Below are 17,452 nucleotides of genomic sequence, written 5' to 3' on the forward strand. Positions count from 1 at the left end.
CGAACAGCGCATCCCCTGTGATCAGGGGATGCGCTGTTCGCGTTTGTGGTGCGCCGCCAGGGACTCGAACCCCGGACCCGCTGATTAAGAGTCAGCTGCTCTAACCAACTGAGCTAGCGGCGCTTGACCTCGACAAGACTACCGGACCCAGGACCATGGTCTGTACATGAGAGGACATAGGCGGACTACGGCCTCGCGACGCGAACGCCCCCGGATCCGGGGCGCCCGCCACCGCTCCCTCGGGCGGGTCCCATGTACCGCTCCCCCGGCGGATTTCATGATTTTTCCGCTCCCCGGGCCAGACCACGCCCTTGATCGTGCCGTGGTCCGGCCCGATGCCGTTTAGGGCTTCCCGGCGGGGTAGCAGGAGCTCGCCCGAAGAATCAACCCAGAGGGAGACACACCATGCAGCCTGAGCTGTGGAGCTACCGAGCTGATGTCTATGACGTCAACAAGAGCCTCGACGTCGCGGGCTACCACGTGGAGGCCACCGACGGGAAGATCGGGTCTGTCGACGGGGCGACCTACGAGGTCGGCGAGAGCTACATCGTCGTCGACACCGGCCCCTGGATCTTCGGCAAGAAGGTCCTGCTTCCGGCGGGCACGGTGACCCAGATCGATCCGCAGGCGCGCAGGATCTACGTCTCGCGCACCAAGGACGAGATCAAGAGCGCTCCGGAGTTCGACGAGGCGAACTTCAAGGAGCGTGTCTACCGTGACACGGTCGGCGAGTACTACGGCCGCTTCCCCTTCGGAGGCGGTCCCGGCGCTTACTGACCTCGGTTCCTCGAAAAGGAAGGGCCCCGCTTCTGCGGGGCCCTTCCGCTGTGCGAACGCCGCACGGACACTGCACGGACGCTCAGGGCCAGGAGGGATCCCCCACGGGCTCGACGGGGCCGGAAAGCACATCAAGCCGTTCCAGGAGGGTCAGGAAGGTGAACGCGTACGGCGAGTCCCCCACGACGGCCGCGACGCGCTTCCAGTCGACCTGCTCGCGCAACGCCCTGACCTGGGGCAGCAGCGAGCTGTAGTCGCAGCTGTGCTCGGAGAACGGCAGCAGCCATGTGATGACCAGGTCGGTGGCCTCGAGGACGGGCACGATCACCGCGGACGCCTTCATCGGCTCCGCCCGCGCCAGCAGCTCGGGGGTGACGGGGTGGTCACAGATACTGAAGATCAGGTCCACCAGCCTGCCCTCGTCGTAGGCCTTGACCAGCCAGTCCTCCGGCGGCTTGACCGTCTCGAAGCCCAGGTCCCGCAGGGCCTCCAGGGCGGTCGGCACATCCTCACGGGGGAGGACGAAGTCCACATCGTGCAGCGAGGGCGCGGCCCCGCGCGCGTACGCGGCGCATCCCCCGGCGAGCGCAAACCTGACGCCCGCGTCCTTGAGCCCGCTGCTGGCCCGCTTCAGCGTTTCCAGGATCGCGTCGGTCACCTCATGACTGTGGCTTCCCATAATCCCCGGGTACCCCGCAGATCGCCGGGTAGGCATGGTGAACCCCGCCTTGGGTAAATGCCCCCTCATGATTCATCAGGAACGGGAACACAACGAAGAACCGGAGACCAGTGAGACACGTAAAGAACGCGTTGACCGGGAACTTGGTGAGCTTCTGCAGGGGCTGCGCGTCGCCGTCACCGGAGTACAGGTCCTGTTCGCGTTCCTGCTGACTCTGCCGTTCGCCGCGGGTTTCCATAAATTGGACACCGTCGGCCGCTGGCTTTTCTTCGTCGCACTGCTGAGCGCCGCCCTGGCCTCCGTCCTGTTCATCACTCCCGCCGCCCAGCACCGCCTGCTGTTCCGGACCCCGCTGAAGGAGAAGATGCTGCGCAGGGCCAACAAGCTGGGCATCGCCGGGGCGGTCGGGCTGGCGATCGCGATGACCAGCTCGGTGGCCCTGGTCGCGGAGACGGTCATCAACGCGTGGCCCGCCGCACTGTTCGGCGGTGCGATCGCCCTGGCCAGCGGGTGGTTGTGGATTCTTCAGCCAATTGTCGATCTGTACAGGATCAGAGATGTTAAGCCGTAAATCCTGAGGGCAGGGGCCGGTTATGGGTACCTTGCTTTGGATCATCGCAGTCGTTCTTGTCATCTCCGGGATCTACGTCATCCTGGCCCGCCGCGACCTTCTCTGGGGGATCGTGCTTATTGTTCTCGGCTTTCTCGTCGGCCCCGGGGGCGTGAGCATCTTCCATGTCTGATGCGGGCTGACCGCTCGCGCGAACGTCGGCGTCGAACACGACGTCCTGAATTCTCACCAGAAGCACCAGCGGGCCGGGTTCCCACCCGGCCCGCTTCTTCGTGCTCCACGCCCCGGCGCCTCGTTCGCGGAACTTACAGGCAGTAGACCCCGTACGCCCGGCCCAGCACCGGCAGCGCGACGTTGCGCACCCTGATGCCGCCCGGAGTCACGCCCTTCTCCGTTCCCGCGTGCGCGTGGCCGTGGATGACCAGGTCCGCACCCTCCGCGTCCGCCGCCTCCGCCAGCAGGTAGCTGCCGAGGAAGGGGTAGATCTCCAGCGGCTCCCCCGCGAGGGTGTCCTTGACCGGGGAGTAGTGCGACAGCACGATCCTGCGGTCGGCCTCGAGTTCCTTGAGCGCCACCCGCCAGCGCTCGGCGATCCGCTTCGTGTGCCCGACGAAGGCCTTGATCTCCGGCTCGCCGAAGTCGCTGGCGCACTTGCCCGCGTACCCCCCGCCGAAGCCCTTGCCGCCGACCACGCCCAGCCGTACCCCGTCGACGTCGATCACGGTCGCGTCGTCGTGCAGGACCCTGATCCCCACGTCGGTCAGCATGGCCGCGATCTCCGCGGGATGGTTGGAGTGGTGATCGTGGTTGCCGAGCACGGCGACCACCGGGACCGGCAGGTCACGGAACTCATCCGCGACCACCCTGGCCTCCTCCAGCGTGCCGTGCCGGGTGAGGTCCCCGGCGAGCAGCAGCACGTCGGCGTGCTCCTCGATACCGTTCAGACGCTCGCGGTAACGCCCTTTGAGGCTCTCGTCCAGGTGAACGTCTCCCACCGCCGCGATCCGCAGTTCCCTCACAATCGTTCCTCCTCCCCCGGGCCCCGAACGTCGATGACAGTGATCTCGTTACGGACCGTCAGCCCGGGAGCCGCCTCCCGGGCCACGTCGGCGATGAGCAGGCGACGCTCGTTGCCGGTCACCTGTCCGCGAAGGAAGAGCTGCTCGCCCCGGACGTCGACTCGGATGCCGAGCTCGTTGGTCCTCTCGTCCTCGGCCAGTGCGCGTTGCACCCGCGCGGCGACATATTGCGGAGCCTCCATCGTCGAACTCCTTTCATTGAGAAACCTCGCGTTCCCGGGAAACCCATGGTGAAACGCCGTCAAAAGACCTCCTGGGGGAAGAAAGGGCAGGTGGATGCTCCTCTCGACAGGGTGCCGGGCATGATCGGCACCCGCTCGGGTACGGGGGCTGCCTGAACCGGCGAAGGAGGAGACCATGAAGGGCAAGGTCGTAGTGGTGACCGGAGCCAGCGGTGGCGTCGGACGGGCGGTGGTTCAAGAGCTCGGCGCCCGTGGCGCCACCGTCGCGCTGATCGCCAGGGGCACGACCGGTCTCGGCTCGGCGGCGGTCGAGGTGGGTGCGGCGGGCGGAGCCGGGCTGGTCTACGAGGCCGACGTGGCCGACTACCGGCAGGTCAGGGATGCCGCAGAACGGATCGAGAAGGAGATAGGGCCGATCGATGTCTGGATCAATGTGGCCTTCTCCTCGGTTTTCGCCCCTTTCGCCGAGGTGACACCGGAGGAGTACGAGCGGACCACCCGGGTCACCTATCTCGGTTACGTCTGGGGGACGCGGGTCGCGCTCGACCTGATGCGCCCCCGCGGCCGGGGGGTGATCGTCCAGGCGGGGTCCGCGCTGGCCTACCGGGGCATCCCGTTGCAGGCGGCCTACTGCGGGGCCAAGCACGCGATCAAGGGGTTCACCGAGGCGGTCAGGACCGAGCTGCTCGGTGAAAAGAGCGGGGTCCAGATCACCATGGTTCAGCTTCCCGCGCTGAACACCCCGCAGTTCTCCTGGGTGCTGTCCAAGCTGGGCCGCCACCCACAGCCGGTGCCGCCGATCTACCAGCCGGAGGTCGCCGCGAGGGCGCTCGTCTTCGCCGCCGGGCATCCGGAGCGGCGCGAGTACTGGGTCGGGGCCTCAACGGCCATGACCGTCCTCGGGGAACGGCTGGCGCCCGGGCTGATCGACCGTTACCTCGCCCGCTCAGGGCGGGAGAGCCAGCAGACGAAGAGCCTGGCGCCCACCGGGGTTGCCAACCTGTGGGAGCCTGCCGACCAGGACGATGACTACGGGGCCCACGGCGCCTTCGACGATCGCGCCCACCCGCGCAGCGTGCAGGCCTGGCTCTCCCGGCACCGTGGCCTGCTCACCCTCGCCCTGGCCGGTGGGGCGGTCGCCGTGACGGCCGCGCGCCGGGCGAGGCGTTGAGCTGTCACGGGAGCAGCAGGCCCCAGTAGAGCGCCCACGGAACGAACACCGCGCCACCGGCGAGCAGCAGGCCGAGCCGTACCCGCTCTCCTCGCGGGACGGAGTCCCGAGTACGGCGCCAGGCCAGAGCGGCGCGGGCCATCGCGACGACCGAGGCGACCGCGAGGGCCTGCAGCGCCAGCCAGATCAGCGGGCGCCCGGCCAGCACGGGCCCGGGGGCGGCCAGCTTGCCGCCGGTCATCATCAGATAGACCAGGTAGGAGAACGAGCCGAGAACCGAGACGAGCCCTCCCGCGCTGAGCAGCCGCGCCGCCCTGGTCACCGGAGCCTGGGACCGGCCGCGAAGGCGTCGCACCAGCGCGACCACCGGGTAGGCGGTGAAGCCGACCAGCAACAGCGTCATCGCCGCGAGCTGCGACGGCGCCGACGCCCACCAGGCCGGAGGGTCGACCGGCACAGTCGAGGAGGCCTGAGTGGGAGCGGGCCCCGAGGACCGCGCCATCGGCGGCCTGCCCGTCGTGACGTCCCCGACCCAGGAACCGACCAGGTCGGCATAGCCGGGAGCGAGCTCGGGCAGCCGAGTGACACCGCCGTCGGGGGTCAGGTGGGCGGCATGGTCGGCGCCGGGGAAGAACCGGAAGACGTAGTGCCGGTTGCCGCCCTGCCGCAGCGCCCTGGCGAACACCGGCGGGCTCTCCTTGGGCGGGGTCAGCAGGTCGTGGACGCCCCAGATGGCGAGCACCGGCTGGCGTACCGAGGCCAGGGTCGGCGCGGGGTCGTAGTAGGGCTCAGGGAAGAGACCACCGTCGGCGACCGTCCGATAGAGGTTCAGCTCGGCCCTGTCGATCAGCGAGCCCGCCACTCCGGCCTTGCGCAGCCCGGCCGCGACGGCCCAGGTCTGCTGCCGCAACGGCGGCAGCCCGTTGGCTCCGACGAGCACGACGAAGGCGATGTCCTTCGAGCGCGAGGCCGCGAGCGGGGCGACCCAGCCTCCCTCGCTGAGCCCCCATATGCCGACCTTCGCCGGATCGACGCCCGGCTGGGCGCGGAGCGTGGCCACGGCGCCGAGCGCGTCATCGGCGAGCCGCGGGAAGGAGCGGCGGAAGAGCGAATAGCCCTCTGACCGCTTGTCGTAGACCAGCACGGACAGACCTCTGCGGGCGAACTCGACGGCCTCGCCCATCAGCTTCGTGCGGGGCACGCCCGTGCCCGCGCCGTGCACCAGGACCATGCCGGGGCGTCCGGTTCTCGCCGTGGCCTGGGCGAGGACGGTGCCGTGCATGACGAGGCCTCCGCCGCCCCGGAAGGTCACCTCGGTCGAGGTCAGGTCAGGTGGTACGGCGGGCTGCGGCACAGCGGCGGACCCGGCGACGGGCGGTGACACAGCGGTGGGCACAGCAGTGGACACGGCGGTGGACACGGCGGTGGACACGGCGGTGGACACGGCGGTGGACACGGCGGTGGACACGGCGGTGGACACGGCGGTGGCCGCGACCGCCGTGGCGGTGGGGGTTGCGAGCAGGCCGAGGGAGGCCGTCACGGCCAGGAGGATTCTTCTCATATGCCGAACATAGTCTGCAGAGATTTCTCGGCAAAGAGATGTCTGCAGATATCGTTCTGCAGGAGTAGGCTGCTCCTCATGAAGGATGACGAGCCGTCCATGCTCGACCCGGAGAGGCTCAAGGCACTGGCCCACCCCATGCGGCGGCTCATGCTGCGCCACCTCAGCGTGCACGGCCCCGCGACCTCGACCACACTCGGCGACCTGCTTGGCGCCAAGACGGGCACGACCAGTTACCACCTGCGCCAGCTCGAGAAGTACGGCTTCATCGAGGAGATCCCCGAACGCTCGACCGGCAGGGAGCGCTGGTGGCGCAGGACCCAGGGGCTCAGGGACATGCGACTACCGACCCCTGACCAGCTCGCCCCTGAGGACCGTTCCGTGCTCACCGAGTTCCACCGGCTCGGCCTGGACGAGGACCGCGAGCTGTTCGAGCGTTTCCCCTCCGCCTACCTGCGCGACCCCGAGTGGGCGAAGGCGTCGCGCGGCCTCGGCCGGATGACGAAGGCGGAGTTCGAGGAGTTCTTCGAGGCCTACATCGCGCTGCTGATGAAGTACAACCGTCGAGTGGAGGACGCGCCGCCGGACGCGCGTCCCATGTACATCCGGATGTTCGCGCTGCCCGCCGACGAGGAGTGACCGAAGGCCCCGGTCACCCGGAAACCGGCGACGCGGGTGCGCAACCCGAAGAAGTCGTCCTCGAAACGGCCCGCCGGGACCACGACCCAGTCGGCGCCACGAGAGCGCCATGAGAGAAGGCCTCGCCGGTGAGGTTCACAGCGTCACGGTCGCCTCGCAGCCTCTCACCGTCCGGCGCGCACATGAGAACCGGCACGCCGTGGACGTGCACGAGGGTGTCAGGCATGGTGCCCGCCCTCTTCGGAGACACGCAGGAAGCCGAGGATCGGCAGGCTCTGCTCCCGCAGGAGGTGCCCGGTTTCGGGCAGGAACCGGACCGTCGCGTGGGGCACGGTCCGCTCCAGCCTCCTGCGGGTCTCCTGGGAGTCCAGAAGGGCGTCCCGCCCTCCGACGATCACCAGCAACGGTGCCGCGGCCCGGCGCGAGCGCTCGCCCGCTGGTTCGGGACGCCCACTCCGGCTCTCGGGTGAGATCACTTACCGGTGGCTCTGTGGATGCCTCGGGCAGCGGACCGGTCGATCGCGGCCTTCACCACACCGAAGATCGCCCCCTGGATCGCCGCCGCGACCAGGATCTCGCCCCAGCCGTACTCGTCCGAGGTCGCCTGTGGCGCGTCCTCCTTGCCTGACACGAACTTCCACACCTGCTTGAAAACGGCCCCGGCGAGGGCGCCGCCGAGCATTCCGCTCACGGCGCTCGCCCCTCGGGATACGACCCTGCTCAACGTCCCGTTCTCCGTTCACACTCGATGAGAAGCGACACCTACCCGGCGCGCCCGGCCGTTAACAGGCCTGCCTCGGCCCGCGCGGGACGCGGGGCGAGCCCTGGCGGCAGAGCTCTTTCACGGGAGGACGGCCGGGCGTCACACGACCGGGGGGTCGTTGTAGTGGCGCTCCTCGTAGACGCGACGCTCGGTCACCGGCTCCTCGACCACGGTGGCGGTCGGCGCGATCGCCCTGCGGGCGATCCTGAGCCGGTAGATCGCGAACAGCAGCCACGCGAGACCGCCGAGCATCAGGATGATCCCGACGATGTTGATGTCGAATCCGGCGATGTCGAACTCCACCGCCCATGTGAGGATGGCGCCGATCATGATGAGAACGATGCCGCCTGCGATGGTCATGGGATTCCCTCCTTAGAGCCAACGCCTCATCACCTATCCCCCACGCGGATCTCAAACGTCGCCCTTGCGCGGCCTTCCCGGAACATGACGGTCCGGCCGTCGTCACAGACCCGACGGCCCGGGAAAAGCCGCCCGCCGCACGGTGTGCGGCGGGCTCAATACGGGCTCAGCACAGGCTCGGCATGGACCCAGCGGCACCGGGCGGCGGGCCGGGGTCCACCCCCTTGTGCCCGCCGTCCCGGCGGCGTCACTGTACGGCAGGCAGCACCGCGCCCTTGTAGGTGTCCTGGATGAACTTCTTCACCTCGGGCCCCTGGAGCAGCTCGGCGAGCTTCTTGACGCGGGGGTCGCCGACCTTGGCGGGCACGGTCACCAGGCCGTTGGCGTAGGGGTTGCCCTCCCCCTTCTCCAGAATCAGCGAGTCGGTCGCGGGCTGAAGCCCGGCCTCGAGCGCGTAGTTGCCATTGATGATCGCGGCGTCGACATCCTCAAGCGAGCGGGGCAGCTGGGCGGCCTCAAGAGGCTTGAACTGCAACTCCTTGGGGTTGCCCGCCACGTCGTGCTCGGTGGCCTTGACGCCGACCCCCTCCTTGAGGGTGATCACCCCGTTGTCGGCAAGAAGCTTGAGCGAACGGCCCAGGTTGCTCACGTCGTTCGGCAGCGCGACCTGGGCCCCCTTGGCCAGCTCGGAGATGTTCTTGATCTTCTTGGAGTAGAGGCCGAGCGGCTCGATGTGGACCGGCGCGACCCAGCTCAGCGTGATGTTCTTGCCCTTGGAGAACTCCTCCAGGTAGGGGATGTGCTGGAAGTAGTTGGCGTCCAGCTGTCCCTCGTCGAGCTGCACGTTGGGCTGGACGTAGTCGGTGAACTCGACGATCTCCAGGTTCAGCCCGGCCTTCGCGGCGAGGTTGTCCTTGACGAACTTCAGGATCTGCCCGTGGGGCACGGGGTTCACCCCGACCTTGAGCGGGGCGTCGGCCTTCGGCGTGCCCCCTTGCGGCGCGGCGGCGGGCGTTGCTGTGGCCGACGACCCGCCGCACGCGGTGAGGGTCCCGGCCAGGATCAGTCCGGCCACGACCCCGAGCAACTTACGCATGACTTCCCCCTATTTCCAGTATATTTAGTAGGAAATATGGCATAGAGGGAAGTCCGCCGACAACTCGATTGCCTGCCGACGGACCCCGGTCACTGGCCGACGAGCGCCACCATCTGCTTGATCTGCGCGGAGCGCGAGGCGTCGATCCGGCCCGCCAGGGCCTTCGCCTCGGCGTTCTCCCCGGCCATCGTCTCGACTTTGGCCATCTGGATGGCATCGTCCTGCTGGGCGATCAGTGTGTTGAGGAACCTCTTCTCGAACCCGTCAGCGGGTGCCTTCGCGAGCAGCTTGAACTGCAGTTCGGTCAGCCCGTGGCCTCCGTGACCGGCGTGCGCGCTCGCCGGGGCGGTCGCGGGCTTGTTCCAGCTCTTCAGCCAGGTGGCCATCGTGGACGCCTCCGCGTCCTGGGTCGTGGCGATCGCCGCGGCCAGTATCTTGACGTCCTGGCTGACCTGCCGGTCCTGCGCCAGTCGCGCCAGCCTGGCGCCCTGGGCGTTGTGCGTCACCATCATCTGCAGGAACATCACGTCGGCCGGGTTGAAGTTCTGACCCGCCGCGACCGGGGACGCCGCGCCGCTCGCGGCACCGGTTGACAGCTGGCCGCCGCCCTGCAGTTCACTGAGGCTGTGCGCCCCGCAGCCGGTGAGGAGGAAGGCGCCCAGGACGATCGGGACAGCGCGTTTCATCACGGGTACTCCTGTTGGGGGGTGCTCGGACCGGGGCGGCCGTGGCCGCCCCGGCCGGGCGGGATCAGGCAGGGGCTGACAGGGTCAGACACGCTGCCACAGCGAGGGGACGTTCGGCGGCTCCCAGCCCGGGAGCGCGGTGTGCGCCTGCAGGCATCGGTAGGTCGCCCCGCCGTAGGTCACCTGCGCGCCCGCGGTGTAGGCGGTTCCCGCGCTCCAGGTGCCGCCCGTCGGCGTCACGGTCGGCGTCGGCGTGGGGGTCGGCGTCGGCGTCGGCGTGGGGGTCGGCGTGGGCGTGGGGGTGACGGTCGGCGTCGGCGTCGGCGTGACAGTCGGGGTCGGCGTGGGCGTCACGGTCGGGGTCGGCGTGGGCGTCGGCGTGCTTCCGCCCCCGAAGTCCACGTCGGAACAGGTGTAGAAGGCCTCGTTGCTGCCCCACATGCGCTGCCAGATCGAGTAGACGAGCTGGCGCCCGGTCCGCTGCGGGAGGTTGATGGTCCAGTTGGTGAACGTGGTGGGGTTCTGGTGGGCGAACGTCGTGATGGGCTCCAGGTCCGACCACTTCAGCGGCTGGGTCGGGTCCCAGCTCTGCTTGGTGATGTAGAACTCGAAGTTGCCGTCCGCGTGGGGCGCCGTCGCGTGGTAGGTGATCTCCAGCGGCCCCGACGAGACCCGGGTCGCGGGCCAGTCGGCCCTGGCGAGGTCGAGCCCCCGATACTTGTCACGTCCGGCGCTGCAGAGCTTGCCGTCCGGGATGAGCGTGCGGTGGTTGCCGCCGGCGTCCAGGATGGAGACGCCGTTCCAGTCGTAGAAAGCCTGGGTGCCGCCGGCCGCGATGGCCGCCTTGCATGCCTCCGACTTGGGGGTTTCCGGCCCCTCCGTCTTGCAGACGTACGCGCGGCTCGGCGGGTTCGACATGCTTCCATGGGCGTCGGCCGCGGTCGACGGAAGCAGCGCGAGCAAGGTGCCCAGGGTCAGTGCGGCGGCACCGGTGGCCGCCTTATGTCGCAGGTGCACGTGGACTCCTCCTGAAAGGGGGGATGGAGGCATGACATGTCCAACGGCCGACGGATAGCACGTTATTAACAAGAAACCTTACTAAAAACTCCTTCGAAACGGCTATATCGAACGAGTATTCAGTCGACCACCAAGACGACCTTGCCCCACCCGTGGCGCGCCTCGATCTCGCGGTGGGCGTCCGCGGCCCGCTCAAGCGGGTAGGTCCTGCGAACGTGGAAGGTCAGCTCTCCCCTGGCGTAGAGGTCGGCCAGCTCGGCGAGCCGGGAGGCGAGGCGCACCCCCTGGACCACCTGGACGCCCAGTTCCTCCGCCTTGCCGTGCTCGACCAGCGTGACGATCCGGTCGGCCTTCACCAGCTTCAGGGAGACGTCGAGGGCGTCGCCGCCCGCGCCGTCCAGGACGGCGGTGACCCCGCCGGGGGCGAGGGTGCGGACCCGCTCGAGCAGGCCCTCGCCGTACGCGACGGGGACGGCGCCGAGCGAGCGCAGGTAGTCGTGGTTCTCCTCCCGCGCGGTGCCGATGACCGTTGCCCCCCACAGCCGGGCGAGCTGCACCGCGGCGGTGCCGACGGAACCGGCGGCGGCGTGGACCAGGACCGTGTCCCCCTCCCCGACCCCGAGCTGACCGAGGGCCAGGTGGGCGGTCTGCGTCCCCGCGGTGAAGCCGCCCGCCACCTCCCACGGCATGTTCACGGGCTTGGCCGTGACGTTCTCCCAGGGGACGACCACGTACTCGGCGTAGCAGTTCAACGTGGTGAAGCCCAGCACCTCGTCTCCGGCAGAGACCCCGCTCACCCCGGGCCCCACCTGGTCGACGACCCCGGAGAACTCGTTTCCCGGGACGCGGGGCCGCCCGTCCATCGCCCCCTGGGGCATCCAGCCCTGGCGCAGGGCCACGTCGTACGGCTGCACGCCCGCGGCCCTGACCCTGACCCGCACCTGGCCCTCGCCCGCCTCGGGCGTCGGCAGCTCGACCACCCTCAGCACCTCGGGCCCGCCGAACTCGGAAAAAGCAGCGGCCTTCATCGCACGACTCCTTCGCTCGCCTCTGTAGGCCCCCACTCTGCAACCTCAACCAAGATTGAGGTCAATCGGTCATGCCTCGCGGAGGCCGTCGAAGAGGTCGTCCTCGTGGTCGGCGGCGGCGACCCGGCTGAAGTGACGGATGAAGGACTCGTTGGCGAGTGCCCTGTGCTGTATCTCCTCCGGCATGCGCAGCAGGAAGATGTTCTCCCCCTGGCTGGCGTGCGCCTGCAGGGCCTTGCGCTTGCGCTCGGCGTACGGCGCCACGTCGACCACGGTGGTGATCAGCTCCTGCGGGGTGCCGAAGTCGTCGGGGAGACCGGGCTCCTCGGGAGCGGCGCCGACCGAACGGAGATAGTCGAACAGCTCGGCGACCCGCTCCCTGGAGATCGCGGTGTAGTAGACCTTGTCGGGGATGCCGGTGGCCTCGGCCGCGGCCAGGGCGATGCGGTTGGCCTGGATGTGGTCGGGGTGACCGTAGTTGCCGTTCTCGTCATAGGTGACCACGACCTGCGGGCGGTAGCGCTCCATCAGCGCGGAGAGCTTCCCCACCGCCTCCTCGAAGGGGACGTTGGCGAAGGCGTCGCGCGCCTGGTTGCCCTCCCAGCCGTCCATGCCGGAGTCGCGGTAGCCGAGGAGCTCGACGTGCGCGATCCCGAGATGGGTCACGGAGTCGCTGAGCTCCTCGAGCCGCAGCGCCCTGACGGCCGCCTCGTCATGCCCCGGCTGCCCCGGCTTCACCCCTCCCGGCCCGTCTCCCTGCTCACCGTTCGTACAGGTGACCAGGACGGTGCGGATGCCCTCCCCCGAGTATCTGGCGAAGATGCCGCCCGTTCCGAGCACCTCGTCGTCAGGATGGGCGTGAACAGCCATCAGGGTCAGCTGGTGATCCATGGATATCGACCTCTCCGTAGGGGAAGGCCATACGGCCCCGCCCACTCTACGGCGGCGCGGGGGCAGCCGAAATCGGCAGACCCCCGTCCTGACAGGGCCGTTCAGTCGTGCAGGAGACACAGCACATGACCACCGCTGACGGCGTCGCCCACCCCCATGTCGAGCTGGGTGACGGTGCCACTCTTGTGGGCGAAGAGCGGCTGTTCCATCTTCATCGCCTCCATCACGACAATGAGGTCTCCGGTGGAGACCCGGTCGCCGTTGTCGACCGCGACCTTGACGATCGTGCCCTGCATCGGGCTGGTCACGGCGTCCGCGCCACCGGCGCCCGCCACACCCGCCCTGGACGCCTGGCGCCGGGGACGCCTGGCCGTGCTCGGGGTGTGGGCTCCCGGTGAGGAGTGACCCCCCGTGGACGCCGCGAACCCGGGCGGGACCACGACCTCGACCCTGCGGCCGTCGACCTCGACGACGACGGGCTCGCCCTTCGCGAGCGGCGTCGCGGCCGCCGGGATCTCCGGATACGGCTCGATGCCGCCGCGGAACTCGGTCTCGATCCACTGGGTGTGCACAGAGAAGACCCCGCCCTCCCCGTCGCGGAAGGCGGGGTCCTCGACCACGGCCCGGTGGAAGGGCAGCGTGGTGGCCAGGCCCTCGACCCGGAACTCGGCGAGCGCGCGGCGGGCCCGATCCAGCGCCTGGGTGCGGTCGGCGCCGGTGACGATGAGCTTGGCCAGCAGCGAGTCGAAGGCCCGCCAGAGCACCGTGCCGTCCTCCGCGCCGGAGTCCAGGCGCACGCCGGGCCCCGAGGGGGGACGCCAGGCGGTGATGGTCCCCGGGCTTGGCAGGAAGTTACGGCCGGGGTCCTCGCCGTTGAGGCGGAACTCGATGGAGTGCCCACGCACCGGCGGGTCGTCGTACCCGAGTTCCTCGCCCTGGGCGATGCGGAACTGCTCGCGCACCAGGTCGAGCCCGGTGACCTCCTCGCTGACCGGGTGCTCGACCTGCAGACGCGTGTTCACCTCAAGGAAGGAGACCATGCCGTCGCTGCCGATCAGGAACTCGCAGGTGCCCGCCCCGACGTAGCCCGCCTCGGTGAGGATCGCCTTGGACGCGCTGTACAGCACGCGGTTCTGCTCCTCGGTGAGGTACGGCGCCGGCGCCTCCTCGACCAGCTTCTGGTGCCTGCGCTGCAGGGAGCAGTCACGGGTGGAGATCACGACGACGTTGCCGTGCGTGTCGGCCAGGCACTGCGTCTCGACGTGCCGGGGCCGGTCGAGGTAGCGCTCGGCGAAGCACTCGCCCCTGCCGAAGGCCGCCACGGCCTCCCGCACCGCCGACTCGTACGCCTCCGGGATCTCCTCGAGCGTCCTGGCGACCTTCAGCCCCCGGCCTCCACCGCCGAACGCCGCCTTGATGGCGACCGGCAGGCCGTACTCCTTGGCGAACTCGACCAGCTCGTCCGGACCGCTGACCGGCCCTTTGGTGCCGGGCGCGAGCGGAGCTCCCGCGGCGAGGGCGATCCGGCGGGCCGAGACTTTGTCCCCGAGATCCTCGATCACCTGGGGCGGCGGCCCTATCCAGGTCAGCCCGGCGGCCAGGACCGCCCTGGCGAACTCGGCGTTCTCCGCGAGGAAGCCCCAGCCGGGGTGCACGGCGTCCGCGCCCGACTTGGCGGCGGCCTCAAGCACCTTCCCGATGTCCAGGTAGCTCTCCGCGGCGGTCTCACCGCCGAGGGCGAACGCCTCGTCCGCGATCGTGACGTGGAGCGCGTCCCGGTCGGGCTCGGCGTAGACGGCCACGCTGGCGATCCCCGCGTCGCTACAGGCCCTTGCGACGCGGACCGCGACCTCTCCGCGGTTGGCTATCAGAACCTTGCGCACTGACTCAGCCTCTCTGCACTCTCTGCAACGGCCCGCGATACGCGGGACGGGCGATCCAGAACGGCTTCCTGACGGGCGGGCGCGCCTTGTCACGCGCGTCCCGCCGCAGCAGGAGGAACGCGACGACCACGGCGGCGAGCTCCTCGTCCGAGGGCTTGCCGCGCACGACCAGGAGCGGGTTGTCGGTCCCCATCACATCGGGGGGTTGCCGTGCTTGCGCTGCGGCAGGGTAGCGCTCTTGGTGCGGAGCATGGCCAGCGACCTGGCCAGGACGACCCTGGTCTCGCGAGGGTCGATGACGTCGTCGACCAGGCCTCGCTCGACCGCGTAGTAGGGGTGCATGAGCTCCTCGCGGTACTCCGCGACGCGCTCCGCGCGCTTGGCCTCGGGGTCGGGCGACGCGGCGATCTCCTTACGGAAGATCACATTGGCCGCCCCGTCCGCGCCCATCACCGCGATCTCGTTGCTCGGCCAGGCGAACGACAGGTCGGCGCCGATGGAGCGGGAGTCCATCACGATGTACGCGCCGCCGTACGCCTTGCGCACGATGACCTGGATCCTGGGGACGGTGGCCGCGCAGTAGGCGTACAGCAGCTTGGCACCGTGCCTGATGACGCCGCCGTGCTCCTGGCCGGTACCGGGCAGGAAGCCGGGCACGTCGACGAACGTCACCAACGGGATGTTGAAGGCATCGCAGAACTGTACGAACCGGGCGGCCTTCTCCGAGGCGGAGATGTCGAGCACGCCCGCGAACGACAGCGGCTGGTTGGCGATGACGCCGACGACGTGACCCGCGATGCGGCCGAGCCCACAGACGATGTTCGCCGCCCAGCCCTCGTGGAACTCGACCAGCTCGCCGTGGTCGACCACCTCGGCGACGACGTCGCGCATGTCGTAGGGCCGGTTCGGGTCGGCGGGCACGATGTCCAGCAGCGCCTCGCAGAGCCGGTCCTCCGGGTCGTCCGCGGGGGCCTCCGGCGGGAACTCCTGGTTGCTCGCGGGGAGCAGCGACACCAGGTGGCGCACCTCCTCGAGGCAGGAGATCTCGTCGTCGCTGACGAAGGTGGCCACGCCGGTCATCGTGCCGTGCACCCCGGCCCCGCCCAGCTCGTCGTGGCTGACCTTCTCGCCGGTGACCGCCTCGACCACGTCGGGCCCGGTGATGAACATCTGGGCCGTGTCGCGAACCATGAACACGAAGTCGGTGAGCGCCGGGGAGTAGGCCGCCCCTCCCGCGCACGGCCCCATGATCACGCTGATCTGCGGGATCACGCCGGAGGCGCGGACGCTGCGCTGGAAGATCCCGCCGTAGCCCGCCAGGCCCGTGACCCCCTCCTGGATGCGGGCGCCCGCGCCGTCGTTGAGACCGATCAGCGGGGCACCCGCGGCATAGGCCATGTCCATGATCTTGTGAATCTTCTGGGCGTGCGCCTCCCCCAGCGACCCGCCGAAGATGCGGAAGTCGTGCGCGTAGACGAACACGGTCCGGCCGTCGATGGTCCCCCACCCGGTGACCACGCCGTCGCCGTAGGGCCGCTTGGTCTCCATGCCGAAGCCGCTCGCCCGGTGCCGCCGCAACCCCTCGACCTCGGTGAAGGAGCCGTCGTCGAGAAGCAGGCCCAGACGCTCCCTGACCGTCATCTTGCCCCGGGCGTGCTGCTGCCTGGTCGCCTGGTCTCCCGGCCCGACGCGGACGCTCTCCTGGATCCGGGCGAGTTCCTCGGTATACGCGCGCATGGATCGCGTCGCGGTCTCGACTTTCCTCTCTTCGACCGCCGTCATATCCGTTTACCCTTCCTATGGGATTCAGATCTTCAGATAATCTCAATTCATTCGGCGGCAGAGGAAGGGCTCTTCTTCGTAGGTGGTATTCACCTATTCCTTAGGAGGCATGGCCGACGCTCCCGAGTCGATGGTCTGATCGTGGCATATGCCTTTTACGAGGGGACCATGCCTGTGAGGATCGACTTTCACGGAATCACCGTGCCACCGGACACATACGGCGACCGGGCGGCGCGGGCCGAGGAGCTTGGATACGACTCGGTGTGGATGTCCGAGACGCAGCACGACCCGTTCATCGGGCTGACGGCGGCGGCGCTGCGCACCGAGCGTGTGGCCGTCCGCACGGGGCTGGCCGTCGTGTTCGCCAGGAACCCGATGACCACCGCGATGCTCGCCAACGACCTGCAACTGGTGTCGAAGGGGCGCTTCGCCCTCGGCATCGGGTCCCAGTTGCAGACGCACATCACCAAGCGGTTCAGCATGCCGTGGTCGAAGCCCGCCCCTCGCATGCGGGAGTACATCCTGGCGCTGCGCGCCATCTGGAAGTGCTTCGCCACCGACGGCAGGATTCGCTTCCGCGGCGAGTTCTACCGTCACACGGTGATGAGCCCCTTCTTCAACCCCGGCCCGAACCCCTACGGCGAGCCTCCCATCCTCGTGGCCGGTGTCGGCCCGATGATGACGCAGCTCGCGGGTGAGCTGGCCGACGGCTTCCTGGCCCACATCATCTCCACCCGGCGGCTGCTCGAGGATGTGACGATCCCCGCGCTGCGTGAGGCGCGGGAGGGCGCGGGCAAGTCGATGGACGGGTTCGAGCTGCACGCGACGCCGATCGTGGCCACCGGCAACAACGAGGAGGAGCTGCGCGCGGCGATCCGGCAGGCGAAGGAGTCGATCGCCTACTACGCCTCCATCCCCAGCTACGCCCCCGTCCTGGAGCTGGAGGGGCTCGGCGGCCTCAAGGACGAGCTGTACCGCCTCGCGGGAACGGGCCGGATGGCCGAGATGGTCGACGCGATCGACGACCAGGTGCTGGAGACGTTCGCGATCGTGGGCGAGCCGAAGGAGGCCGCGGCCAAGATCTGGGAACGGTTCGGCGGCCTGGCCACCAGCATCGCCTTCTTCCAGGCAGGCGACCTCCCGCCCGAGGCCCTGCAGCCGCTGCACGAGGAGCTGCGGCACCTCGTACGGCAGCCGCCCGCCTGACGGCGGCGCCAGCCGCCCGAGACGGAACGGGCCGGATCACCGGGGGGTTATCCGCCCCGTTCTCATATGTCAGGGCGCCCT

Annotated in this window: 21 protein-coding genes and 1 tRNA gene; 6 read left to right on the forward strand and 16 right to left on the reverse strand. The window is 69.3% G+C overall.

All coding sequences use genetic code 11. The annotated features are described in order from the left end of the window. Positions 1 to 46: 46 nt before the first annotated feature. A tRNA-Lys gene (locus AB0395_RS44920) sits at positions 47 to 123 on the reverse strand. A gap of 282 nt (positions 124 to 405) precedes the next feature. On the opposite strand from AB0395_RS44920, the gene AB0395_RS44925 reads away from it, so the two are divergent. After that, the gene (locus AB0395_RS44925; protein WP_366293452.1) at positions 406 to 777 is read left to right on the forward strand and encodes a PRC-barrel domain containing protein; all 372 of its coding nucleotides are present in this window, start codon (positions 406 to 408) and stop codon (positions 775 to 777) included. 82 nt (positions 778 to 859) lie between these two features. Here the strand turns inward: AB0395_RS44925 and AB0395_RS44930 are convergent, their stop codons facing one another. Next, positions 860 to 1,435, reverse strand: coding sequence for a nucleotidyltransferase family protein (locus AB0395_RS44930; RefSeq protein WP_366293455.1), 576 nt, complete (start codon positions 1,433 to 1,435; stop codon positions 860 to 862). A gap of 88 nt (positions 1,436 to 1,523) precedes the next feature. Here AB0395_RS44930 and AB0395_RS44935 point away from each other — a divergent pair, with 88 nt between their 5' ends. Continuing rightward, a complete protein-coding gene (locus AB0395_RS44935; RefSeq protein WP_366293458.1) occupies positions 1,524 to 2,027 on the forward strand; it encodes a DUF6328 family protein in 504 nt (167 codons plus the stop codon). A 22-nt stretch (positions 2,028 to 2,049) separates the two neighbouring features. Beyond that, positions 2,050 to 2,199: a GPGG-motif small membrane protein gene (locus tag AB0395_RS44940; RefSeq protein WP_366293460.1), complete on the forward strand. Its 150-nt coding sequence runs from the start codon at positions 2,050 to 2,052 to the stop codon at positions 2,197 to 2,199. A gap of 133 nt (positions 2,200 to 2,332) precedes the next feature. Here AB0395_RS44940 and AB0395_RS44945 read toward each other — a convergent pair whose 3' ends face one another. After that, entirely contained in the window at positions 2,333 to 3,046 is a 714-nt protein-coding gene (locus tag AB0395_RS44945) for a metallophosphoesterase (RefSeq protein ID WP_366293462.1), read from the reverse strand. After that, complete coding sequence (locus tag AB0395_RS44950; protein ID WP_271221586.1) at positions 3,043 to 3,288, reverse strand: BON domain-containing protein; 246 nt, start codon at positions 3,286 to 3,288, stop codon at positions 3,043 to 3,045. Before AB0395_RS44950 ends, AB0395_RS44945 begins: the two co-directional genes overlap by 4 nt. Positions 3,289 to 3,463: 175 nt before the next feature. Here AB0395_RS44950 and AB0395_RS44955 point away from each other — a divergent pair, with 175 nt between their 5' ends. After that, positions 3,464 to 4,459: an SDR family oxidoreductase gene (locus tag AB0395_RS44955; protein WP_366293465.1), complete on the forward strand. Its 996-nt coding sequence runs from the start codon at positions 3,464 to 3,466 to the stop codon at positions 4,457 to 4,459. A gap of 4 nt (positions 4,460 to 4,463) precedes the next feature. Here the strand turns inward: AB0395_RS44955 and AB0395_RS44960 are convergent, their stop codons facing one another. After that, positions 4,464 to 6,020 (reverse strand): prolyl oligopeptidase family serine peptidase, encoded by a 1,557-nt coding sequence (locus AB0395_RS44960; RefSeq protein ID WP_366293468.1) that lies wholly within the window; start codon positions 6,018 to 6,020, stop codon positions 4,464 to 4,466. A 78-nt stretch (positions 6,021 to 6,098) separates the two neighbouring features. Between AB0395_RS44960 and AB0395_RS44965 the strand changes: the two genes are divergently transcribed. Continuing rightward, positions 6,099 to 6,659 carry a helix-turn-helix domain-containing protein gene (locus AB0395_RS44965; RefSeq protein WP_366293470.1) on the forward strand — a complete coding sequence of 187 codons (561 nt, stop codon included), beginning with the start codon at positions 6,099 to 6,101 and terminating at the stop codon, positions 6,657 to 6,659. Between the two features lie 218 nt (positions 6,660 to 6,877). Here the strand turns inward: AB0395_RS44965 and AB0395_RS44970 are convergent, their stop codons facing one another. The 11 genes from AB0395_RS44970 to AB0395_RS45020 all read right to left on the reverse strand — a co-directional run bounded on the left by AB0395_RS44970 (position 6,878) and on the right by AB0395_RS45020 (position 16,165). Further along, the gene (locus AB0395_RS44970) at positions 6,878 to 7,135 is read right to left on the reverse strand and encodes a hypothetical protein (protein WP_366293473.1); all 258 of its coding nucleotides are present in this window, start codon (positions 7,133 to 7,135) and stop codon (positions 6,878 to 6,880) included. Then, on the reverse strand, positions 7,132 to 7,383 hold the full coding sequence (locus AB0395_RS44975; RefSeq protein WP_366293476.1) for a DUF4235 domain-containing protein: 252 nt from the start codon (positions 7,381 to 7,383) through the stop codon (positions 7,132 to 7,134). Before AB0395_RS44975 ends, AB0395_RS44970 begins: the two co-directional genes overlap by 4 nt. Positions 7,384 to 7,521: 138 nt before the next feature. Continuing rightward, a complete protein-coding gene (locus tag AB0395_RS44980; protein ID WP_366293479.1) occupies positions 7,522 to 7,782 on the reverse strand; it encodes a DUF6458 family protein in 261 nt (86 codons plus the stop codon). Between the two features lie 247 nt (positions 7,783 to 8,029). After that, positions 8,030 to 8,878, reverse strand: coding sequence for a MetQ/NlpA family ABC transporter substrate-binding protein (locus AB0395_RS44985; RefSeq protein WP_366293482.1), 849 nt, complete (start codon positions 8,876 to 8,878; stop codon positions 8,030 to 8,032). A gap of 89 nt (positions 8,879 to 8,967) precedes the next feature. Then, positions 8,968 to 9,564, reverse strand: coding sequence for a DUF305 domain-containing protein (locus AB0395_RS44990; RefSeq protein WP_366293485.1), 597 nt, complete (start codon positions 9,562 to 9,564; stop codon positions 8,968 to 8,970). 84 nt (positions 9,565 to 9,648) lie between these two features. After that, a complete protein-coding gene (locus AB0395_RS44995; protein WP_366293488.1) occupies positions 9,649 to 10,581 on the reverse strand; it encodes a lytic polysaccharide monooxygenase in 933 nt (310 codons plus the stop codon). Between the two features lie 119 nt (positions 10,582 to 10,700). After that, positions 10,701 to 11,609, reverse strand: coding sequence for an NADP-dependent oxidoreductase (locus tag AB0395_RS45000; RefSeq protein WP_366293491.1), 909 nt, complete (start codon positions 11,607 to 11,609; stop codon positions 10,701 to 10,703). 69 nt (positions 11,610 to 11,678) lie between these two features. After that, the gene (locus tag AB0395_RS45005; RefSeq protein ID WP_366293493.1) at positions 11,679 to 12,500 is read right to left on the reverse strand and encodes a PIG-L family deacetylase; all 822 of its coding nucleotides are present in this window, start codon (positions 12,498 to 12,500) and stop codon (positions 11,679 to 11,681) included. Positions 12,501 to 12,601: 101 nt separating this feature from the next. Then, positions 12,602 to 14,383, reverse strand: coding sequence for a biotin carboxylase N-terminal domain-containing protein (locus tag AB0395_RS45010; protein ID WP_366293495.1), 1,782 nt, complete (start codon positions 14,381 to 14,383; stop codon positions 12,602 to 12,604). 4 nt (positions 14,384 to 14,387) lie between these two features. Further along, the gene (locus tag AB0395_RS45015; RefSeq protein ID WP_366293497.1) at positions 14,388 to 14,576 is read right to left on the reverse strand and encodes an acyl-CoA carboxylase subunit epsilon; all 189 of its coding nucleotides are present in this window, start codon (positions 14,574 to 14,576) and stop codon (positions 14,388 to 14,390) included. Next, a complete protein-coding gene (locus tag AB0395_RS45020) occupies positions 14,576 to 16,165 on the reverse strand; it encodes an acyl-CoA carboxylase subunit beta (protein WP_366293499.1) in 1,590 nt (529 codons plus the stop codon). Before AB0395_RS45020 ends, AB0395_RS45015 begins: the two co-directional genes overlap by 1 nt. Positions 16,166 to 16,366: 201 nt before the next feature. Here AB0395_RS45020 and AB0395_RS45025 point away from each other — a divergent pair, with 201 nt between their 5' ends. Beyond that, a complete protein-coding gene (locus AB0395_RS45025) occupies positions 16,367 to 17,371 on the forward strand; it encodes a TIGR03617 family F420-dependent LLM class oxidoreductase (protein WP_366293502.1) in 1,005 nt (334 codons plus the stop codon). Positions 17,372 to 17,452 lie beyond the last annotated feature (81 nt).

Origin of the sequence: Streptosporangium sp. NPDC051023, from assembly GCF_040689595.1 — a bacterium.
Taxonomy (GTDB): domain Bacteria; phylum Actinomycetota; class Actinomycetes; order Streptosporangiales; family Streptosporangiaceae; genus Streptosporangium.

Bases quoted from the DNA above. Each gene is read 5' to 3' on its own strand.
- AB0395_RS44925 (WP_366293452.1), top strand. From the start codon at position 406: ATGCAGCCTGAGCTGTGGAGCTACCGAGCTGATGTCTATGACGTCAAC.
- AB0395_RS44935 (WP_366293458.1), top strand. From the start codon at position 1,524: ATGATTCATCAGGAACGGGAACACAACGAAGAACCGGAGACCAGTGAG.
- AB0395_RS44940 (WP_366293460.1), top strand. From the start codon at position 2,050: ATGGGTACCTTGCTTTGGATCATCGCAGTCGTTCTTGTCATCTCCGGG.
- AB0395_RS44950 (WP_271221586.1), bottom strand. From the start codon at position 3,288: ATGGAGGCTCCGCAATATGTCGCCGCGCGGGTGCAACGCGCACTGGCC.
- AB0395_RS44955 (WP_366293465.1), top strand. From the start codon at position 3,464: ATGAAGGGCAAGGTCGTAGTGGTGACCGGAGCCAGCGGTGGCGTCGGA.
- AB0395_RS44960 (WP_366293468.1), bottom strand. From the start codon at position 6,020: ATGAGAAGAATCCTCCTGGCCGTGACGGCCTCCCTCGGCCTGCTCGCA.
- AB0395_RS44965 (WP_366293470.1), top strand. From the start codon at position 6,099: ATGAAGGATGACGAGCCGTCCATGCTCGACCCGGAGAGGCTCAAGGCA.
- AB0395_RS44980 (WP_366293479.1), bottom strand. From the start codon at position 7,782: ATGACCATCGCAGGCGGCATCGTTCTCATCATGATCGGCGCCATCCTC.
- AB0395_RS44985 (WP_366293482.1), bottom strand. From the start codon at position 8,878: ATGCGTAAGTTGCTCGGGGTCGTGGCCGGACTGATCCTGGCCGGGACC.
- AB0395_RS44990 (WP_366293485.1), bottom strand. From the start codon at position 9,564: ATGAAACGCGCTGTCCCGATCGTCCTGGGCGCCTTCCTCCTCACCGGC.
- AB0395_RS45000 (WP_366293491.1), bottom strand. From the start codon at position 11,609: ATGAAGGCCGCTGCTTTTTCCGAGTTCGGCGGGCCCGAGGTGCTGAGG.
- AB0395_RS45005 (WP_366293493.1), bottom strand. From the start codon at position 12,500: ATGGATCACCAGCTGACCCTGATGGCTGTTCACGCCCATCCTGACGAC.
- AB0395_RS45015 (WP_366293497.1), bottom strand. From the start codon at position 14,576: ATGGGGACCGACAACCCGCTCCTGGTCGTGCGCGGCAAGCCCTCGGAC.
- AB0395_RS45020 (WP_366293499.1), bottom strand. From the start codon at position 16,165: ATGACGGCGGTCGAAGAGAGGAAAGTCGAGACCGCGACGCGATCCATG.